11 protein-coding genes and 1 pseudogene are annotated in these 5751 nt (G+C 57.8%); 4 read left to right on the forward strand and 8 right to left on the reverse strand.

What is annotated here, in order from left to right:
* The 6 genes from AC1DZU_RS35170 to AC1DZU_RS35195 all read right to left on the reverse strand — a co-directional run.
* On the reverse strand, positions 1–161 hold a 161-nt coding region (locus AC1DZU_RS35170), incomplete at its 3' end, for a DnaJ domain-containing protein (RefSeq protein ID WP_477292030.1).
* Positions 162–948: 787 nt separating this feature from the next.
* A complete protein-coding gene (locus AC1DZU_RS35175; RefSeq protein WP_477292010.1) occupies positions 949–1299 on the reverse strand; it encodes a hypothetical protein in 351 nt (116 codons plus the stop codon).
* Between the two features lie 132 nt (positions 1300–1431).
* Positions 1432–1581 carry a hypothetical protein gene (locus AC1DZU_RS35180; protein ID WP_477292012.1) on the reverse strand — a complete coding sequence of 50 codons (150 nt, stop codon included), beginning with the start codon at positions 1579–1581 and terminating at the stop codon, positions 1432–1434.
* A gap of 81 nt (positions 1582–1662) precedes the next feature.
* Positions 1663–1947: a hypothetical protein gene (locus tag AC1DZU_RS35185; RefSeq protein WP_477292014.1), complete on the reverse strand. Its 285-nt coding sequence runs from the start codon at positions 1945–1947 to the stop codon at positions 1663–1665.
* 15 nt (positions 1948–1962) lie between these two features.
* The gene (locus AC1DZU_RS35190) at positions 1963–2124 is read right to left on the reverse strand and encodes a hypothetical protein (protein ID WP_477292016.1); all 162 of its coding nucleotides are present in this window, start codon (positions 2122–2124) and stop codon (positions 1963–1965) included.
* 78 nt (positions 2125–2202) lie between these two features.
* Entirely contained in the window at positions 2203–3000 is a 798-nt protein-coding gene (locus AC1DZU_RS35195) for an STM3941 family protein (RefSeq protein ID WP_477292018.1), read from the reverse strand.
* Between the two features lie 211 nt (positions 3001–3211).
* Here AC1DZU_RS35195 and AC1DZU_RS35200 point away from each other — a divergent pair, with 211 nt between their 5' ends.
* The 4 genes from AC1DZU_RS35200 to AC1DZU_RS35215 all read left to right on the forward strand — a co-directional run bounded on the left by AC1DZU_RS35200 (position 3212) and on the right by AC1DZU_RS35215 (position 4816).
* Positions 3212–3349 carry a hypothetical protein gene (locus tag AC1DZU_RS35200; protein WP_477292020.1) on the forward strand — a complete coding sequence of 46 codons (138 nt, stop codon included), beginning with the start codon at positions 3212–3214 and terminating at the stop codon, positions 3347–3349.
* A gap of 390 nt (positions 3350–3739) precedes the next feature.
* Positions 3740–3886 carry a hypothetical protein gene (locus AC1DZU_RS35205; RefSeq protein ID WP_477292022.1) on the forward strand — a complete coding sequence of 49 codons (147 nt, stop codon included), beginning with the start codon at positions 3740–3742 and terminating at the stop codon, positions 3884–3886.
* 249 nt (positions 3887–4135) lie between these two features.
* Positions 4136–4558 carry a hypothetical protein gene (locus AC1DZU_RS35210; protein ID WP_477292024.1) on the forward strand — a complete coding sequence of 141 codons (423 nt, stop codon included), beginning with the start codon at positions 4136–4138 and terminating at the stop codon, positions 4556–4558.
* 93 nt (positions 4559–4651) lie between these two features.
* Positions 4652–4816 (forward strand): hypothetical protein, encoded by a 165-nt coding sequence (locus AC1DZU_RS35215; protein WP_477292026.1) that lies wholly within the window; start codon positions 4652–4654, stop codon positions 4814–4816.
* 189 nt (positions 4817–5005) lie between these two features.
* Here AC1DZU_RS35215 and AC1DZU_RS35220 read toward each other — a convergent pair whose 3' ends face one another.
* Together AC1DZU_RS35220 and AC1DZU_RS35225 are read right to left on the reverse strand one after the other, a co-directional pair.
* The gene (locus AC1DZU_RS35220) at positions 5006–5212 is read right to left on the reverse strand and encodes a hypothetical protein (RefSeq protein ID WP_477292028.1); all 207 of its coding nucleotides are present in this window, start codon (positions 5210–5212) and stop codon (positions 5006–5008) included.
* 148 nt (positions 5213–5360) lie between these two features.
* Positions 5361–5751, reverse strand: a pseudogene (locus AC1DZU_RS35225) (hypothetical protein); the annotation flags it as partial.

Below are 5751 nucleotides of genomic sequence, written 5' to 3' on the forward strand. Positions count from 1 at the left end.
AGCGTATTGTGGGCATCTATGATTTCACTGAAGCGGGATTCGTCGCCAGTATCCCGGTTGTCGGGATGGTAGCGCATGGCAAAATAACGAAATATCCGTTCTATCGTTTCCGAGTTGGCGTTCGGACTGATTTCCAGAAGTTCATAGTAATCAACGAACAAATCGATGCTCCACGACATCGCCATCAGGCAATTCATTGGTCTTAATACGACAAAGGGCCTGGCCGCGAAAGAGTTGCGATCACAGGCCCTTGTCGTCGGGTTCGTTCGAAGCGTGCGCCTGTTGCCGCTCGGTCGCAAGCTGGACCATGGTCCGTGGACCTAAGGTGGTAAAGGCGGCACCGTCAATTGCCTGACATAACCGGTCAGCGGCGGCGCGAGCCTAGTTTAGATGCCGCGATCTCCAGCCAATGCGCGTCGCGTTTGAACGTATTCAGGCGACGCGCTTTGGGTCTTTGTGTTGCGCATTTCGTTATCCCAAACTGGGCCACTTTTGGGCAAATGCATTAACCGCGCGGCCTGGCCTTCGGCCCTGGCCTGCTTTCCGACGGGTTTGCGGCCAATCTGGCGGATCGCCTGTCTCTCAGCCACAGGGCCATCTTTTTTCTTGCCAGCAGCTCATCGCGATCGCCTTCCGCGCCACGCTTCGCGGCAATCGCATAGTCGGCTCTGTTCGTTCGATAGTCGTCCTTTTGCACAGACATTGCTTCCTCCCGTGCCGCGGGCGGTTTTCCCCTTGGCCCGCGCAGGACTAGCTAAATGCCGGTGCACCGCGCGAGTCTACAAATTGGGGATTGTATTAAAATGATACAGGCCGCCGTCGCGCCTGCCTCTCGTTGTTTTTGATGGCGCCTGCCTGGCTCGGTGCCTCCTTGGAGCCCGCAAGATGGAGCCTGCAAGGAAACCTGGACGCGAACCACCCCGACAAATCCAACCCGCCGTGAACGGCTCAGTCCACGATGATGTGTCCCTCGACATCACCGTCGATGCTCATCCCACTCATTCGGCGACGCCAAAAAAGGCACTGGGCCGAATGATGGACAAATGTGCCGTGGTCGTCCCGCGTCGCGTACTCAATCCTTGCTTCGCCGGCGGCGAAATCTTCTTCGGCATACAGGAGCCGATAGCCGTCGTATAGGCGAACAGACCTGACTGTCCTGACTGCCGAAGCGGTCCTGAGTGCCGACATCATCCTGACGGCCGAATCGCACGCCGGTATCATGCCCCAGCGCTCGCCATCGGCGTGTGCAGACAGAGCGGCCGTTGCTGCCAATAGCGCTGCCAGGCAAACGCGCTTCATCGCCTCGCCTTTCGCCAGCCCGCGGCCAGCGCTTCATGCCGTCACTTCGTGAGGTGCTTTCGCCAACGGTCAGCCTGGTTGGCGCCGGATAATGGCGGACCTTGCCCAAGCTCCCTTGAGAGCTTGCGATTTTTACGCGGTCTGCATCTGTTCGGGAGGCGTCCCGCCTGACATTGCAATCAACCGTGCACCGGCAAAGGCGGCCAGAATTGTGAACACCGCAGTGATGTTTAGGAACGCAAGAACGATCCCGCTCTGGTCATAGCAACTGGCGAATTCCATGACATTTCACCCCTTGAAACCACCGTGCATGATGACTCCAGTTCAGGCGAAATACAAGCTACCGCTAATGGAGGTAGTGGGTCAGTCTGAAATGAGCGGAATGATCAGCACGCCGAGGACTTCGATGAGGGGGATTACCACGTAGATAGCAAGGAAGCCGGCAATCCAGATCCCGATTTTGACCAGCCAGGACGAATGAAGGGTCGCCCTCCAAGCGAAAAATGCGCTCGCGACGCACAAACCCAATGCGACAATGCCAATGACCGGAGACCGCGTCATTGGCAGCATTAGATCACCAAAAAGTAGAAAGATCGCGCTAATGAAGATTAGCTGGGCCGCGAGCCCAAATAGAAACGCGCGTTTCACGCGGCCCTCCCGGTGCTATCTTTTATCGGCATCAAGCGACGGCTTTCGTTTGTAAGGGCCGCGCGGCCCCGGCTTCGGCGCAACTACATTCATCTTCTCGCAAATATCGTCCATTGACCAGAGCGTACCGGAAACGCCAGCGGCCATTGCTGGCGTCATCTTCGGCGTCTTGTGCATTTTCCTTCGCCCGCGTAGGCGAGCGGACAGAGGGCACGCGCTGGTGGGTGCCCTGGTCACCTAGCCGCAATCGCGGCGCTAGCGTACTCGCCAGCCGAACACAAGCCGGTAGGCGATTGCCGACACTATGGCCCCTATTTGTGCGTCGAGGGCGAGCGTGCCGATCGGGTTCCGCCACGGGGCAAGCGCATACTGCAGACACCCTACAGCAAATGCGACAAGCGCCCCCAGGATGATCGCTTGCTTGAAGGAAATAATGACGTGTCCGGGGGCCTTCCCGAGAGGCATTTCCGCTGGCCGATCTGAAGGCAAATTTCCGGCCGTTGAAAAGATGGCAGAGTGAGGCCCGGCCGCCGCGCTCACCGGCTCGGCTTCGTTGCTCAGTGCCTGCTGCCGATAGGTGTTAAGGACTTCGACCATCTTCTCAGTCGATAGCGGCCATCCCGAACCGGACAGGCCAAGCTCCATCCCAGGCCTCCGGTTCAACGGCGTCTTGGCGCCAAGTTCGAAGCGAAAGCCGATCGACTTGTAGCGGTTCTGCTTCCGGACGTGAAAGCCTTGAATGTCGCGCCATGCGATTTTCAACGGAGATCGAACAAAGCCGCCGCCGATCGCAAAGCCACTCCCGTCAAGGATCAAAGCACGCGGGCGGATGAACGATAATGCGCCGCCCAGCGCAGCTAGTCCGAAGAAGACTATGGCAACCCATCCGACGACTACGTACTTGACCGCGACGAGGCCAGATTGAGCGGCGAAGTCGCGGACCATATGAGCTCCCATCCAAACGAAGGCCATGCCTCCGAGGAGATAGAAAAGGCTCTTGGCGCGTGACCCTCTTATGGTTTGAGGCTCGACTGGTTCGGTCGCGTCCTGCATGATTTCCCCCGACACTTTCCTCGCATTCCTGCTGGGACTTTGCATGGGCTGAAGCCGCAACAGAAACTGTCGCTGCCAACGATCAATATTCGCGTTTTTGGCCAGTCATTGCTCGCCCCTAACTATTCCCCAACGGCAGCATCGCGCCAGTCGAGCGCAAATTCAAGCCGGCTCCCCGAAGGGAGTAGGTGACGCCGGTGGGAGCGCAATCATGGCTGAGATCGTTGGACGTGATCTGCGAGAAATAATGGCCCGCTGCGCGCTTCTCTTTCTCTTCGACTTTGTTCGTCGGCTATCACGCGGCTTATTCAAAGGCGCCAAGGGCTGCTTCTCTCAAGGCACGCAGTAAGGATATCTCACCCGTTGATTCGGGCGTCAGGGCGCTGCGGCATTGTCAGGTTCGCAGGGGGGCTGGCCTTTGAAGTCACGAGCAAGGCACCCATACTTGTCGAACGTCTGACCGGTTTCCCTCGCAGCTTTGGCCATACCGCAGCCCGAAATGGCCAGGCAGGAGAGCAGAGCAATCGCGGTTCTCATAACGAGCATCGATTCATGTCTGCGCCTCATCTTCCGTCCTTTACCATGCGCGAATTGCCAGAGGTTGACCTTGATCGGCGCTGGGGTCAACCGTCCCGAAGACGCACGCGATTGAGCATCGTTGCATATTTCGGCGCTTGCCATATCAAGCGAGATCAGGAACATAATCCTCCGTTGCGGCGACCCCTTCAGCGGAGATCGCATGCCTCAAAAGACGCTCGCCGACACCCTAGCCGCTCGCGAAACGATGTATGTCAACTGCGGTCATCCGGCGTGCTGCAAGTCGACCAAGCTCGACGTCCAGGCGCTGATAGACAAGCTCGGGCCTGTCCATGGGTCGATGCATTAGGATCTGGTCGGGCTGTTTGGCTGCTCGCATTGCAAGGCTGCCGGCCGCGACCGTCGGCCGGTGTTCTTCACTTGCATTCCTGACTACGAAGGCGATCGGCAGCGGCGCAATCGCGACTGGAAGCCGACTTTCGATAGCGTCAAACGAGAGTGTCAAGGAAGACAGATGGCAAGCGCGAAATAGATGCACTCCTGCTAAAATGCGCGCCGTCCCGCACATTCAAGCGTGACCAACATATGGGAGGACGCGATGAAAACCATGAATCGCAGGTCTGCAATTGCGCTCGGTATGACGGCAGCCGCAGTGTCGCCTCTGTTCACCCTGGTAGCATCTGCAAAGACCAAGAAATATGGCCCGAAGGAAGGCAAGGAGATTGCTCCAGGCGTCAGGGTCGTGGAGGTCGGCACAGGAAACTCCGACATTCCAGCCTACAAGAGCATTTCAATTGTCGACGTCGTGTTTCAGCCTGGAGCACACGCTCCCGCGATGATGATGGACAATGACATGGTCTGCACGATTACCGCTGGTGCATTCACGATCAAGAAACAGGACAAGGAATTCAAGCTCGAGGAAGGCGGCATATACACATGCACTAAGGGCAAGACCGACGAGGCCACGAATACAAGCAAAGTGGTCGGCATACATCGTATCGCCGTTTTGATACCTGCCTAGAACCATACTTCTTCCCCGGTCAGGCAATCGAGTCCGGCCGGGGCTCTTCTACGCTCCCGACCGCATGTCATCGCAGGCATTCCGGGATTTCCTATGACCGACAAGCCAGTAACTACCTATGTCGTGAGCGTGTTCGAAAAGCCGCACTGGCGGACCGTGCTGACCACCAAGGACATGGAAAAGGCCTTGGCCGTGGCAAAGGAGATCGGGGACAAAGTCAGGATCGAGGAGGTCACGCCGAAGGTGAAACGGCGGTAGGCTTTGTTGAGTGAAGATAGTGAGAAGTCTAGCCCTTACCACCACCGTCATTGCATCGATAGCTGCGGCTATCGTGCTGACCTTTATGGCAGCTAAAGGATTTGAGCTACGGCGCCCAAATCCGATCGAGGCTCATATCGAGAGGAACATCTGAGGGGCCAACGAGTCGGTACGCTAGGGGCCGCAGGCCTAGCGATCGGCGTCGGAATCGCCGTCGGTATGGCGCTCGCCGGCTGAGGTCTTCGGCTTGCGGGGCAAATCATCAGGCAGAGGCTGTGCATCGGGATCTGCAAGGGCGGCGGCGGTGATGGCGGCATCTTCCTTGTCAGTCATGCCGTTGTAAAGCGCCCTGGCGGCCTGACGCGCCATCTCCCGGTTGTTAGATGCTTTCAACATATGGTGTCCATCGCGCCGTAAGTGGGCTGCTGTCAAGGAGCAAGCAAGCTTGGCCCCCGCAAGGGCGCGCTTGACGATTTCAGCGTGATCGCGGGGAGCAGGTGCGGGTCGAGGAGATCACGCCGAAGCTGAAGAGGCGATAGGTCGTTTACTTCTTCTTCGGTGTCTGAGGTGGCACTAGTGTGACATAGGGTGTCCTCGGCTCCTTGCCGGGCTCCCGGTAAAACGGTGCCGACTCGCCGGGTGGTCCGAGCGATTTGATGTAAAGATACACTGAACGCATGTCGCTTTCGGTCATGGCTTGGACTTGGTACCAGGGCATCGGCGGCAATTGGACCTTGTTCTTGAGGTGGTCGACCCAAGCGTCCTCATCAAAGCCCATTGCCGAATCCCTGAGATTTACAGCGTAGGTCGTGCCCCAGGGACCCTGCCAGCCAATGGAGGAGCCTTTGAGCGCCTTGGCCGGATCGATTTTCCCATCGGCTTCACGGTATCCTTCCGTGTGGCAGAAATGGCAGCCGCCGATGATCGAAATATAC

Source organism: Mesorhizobium sp. P2_A12 (assembly GCF_056405075.1).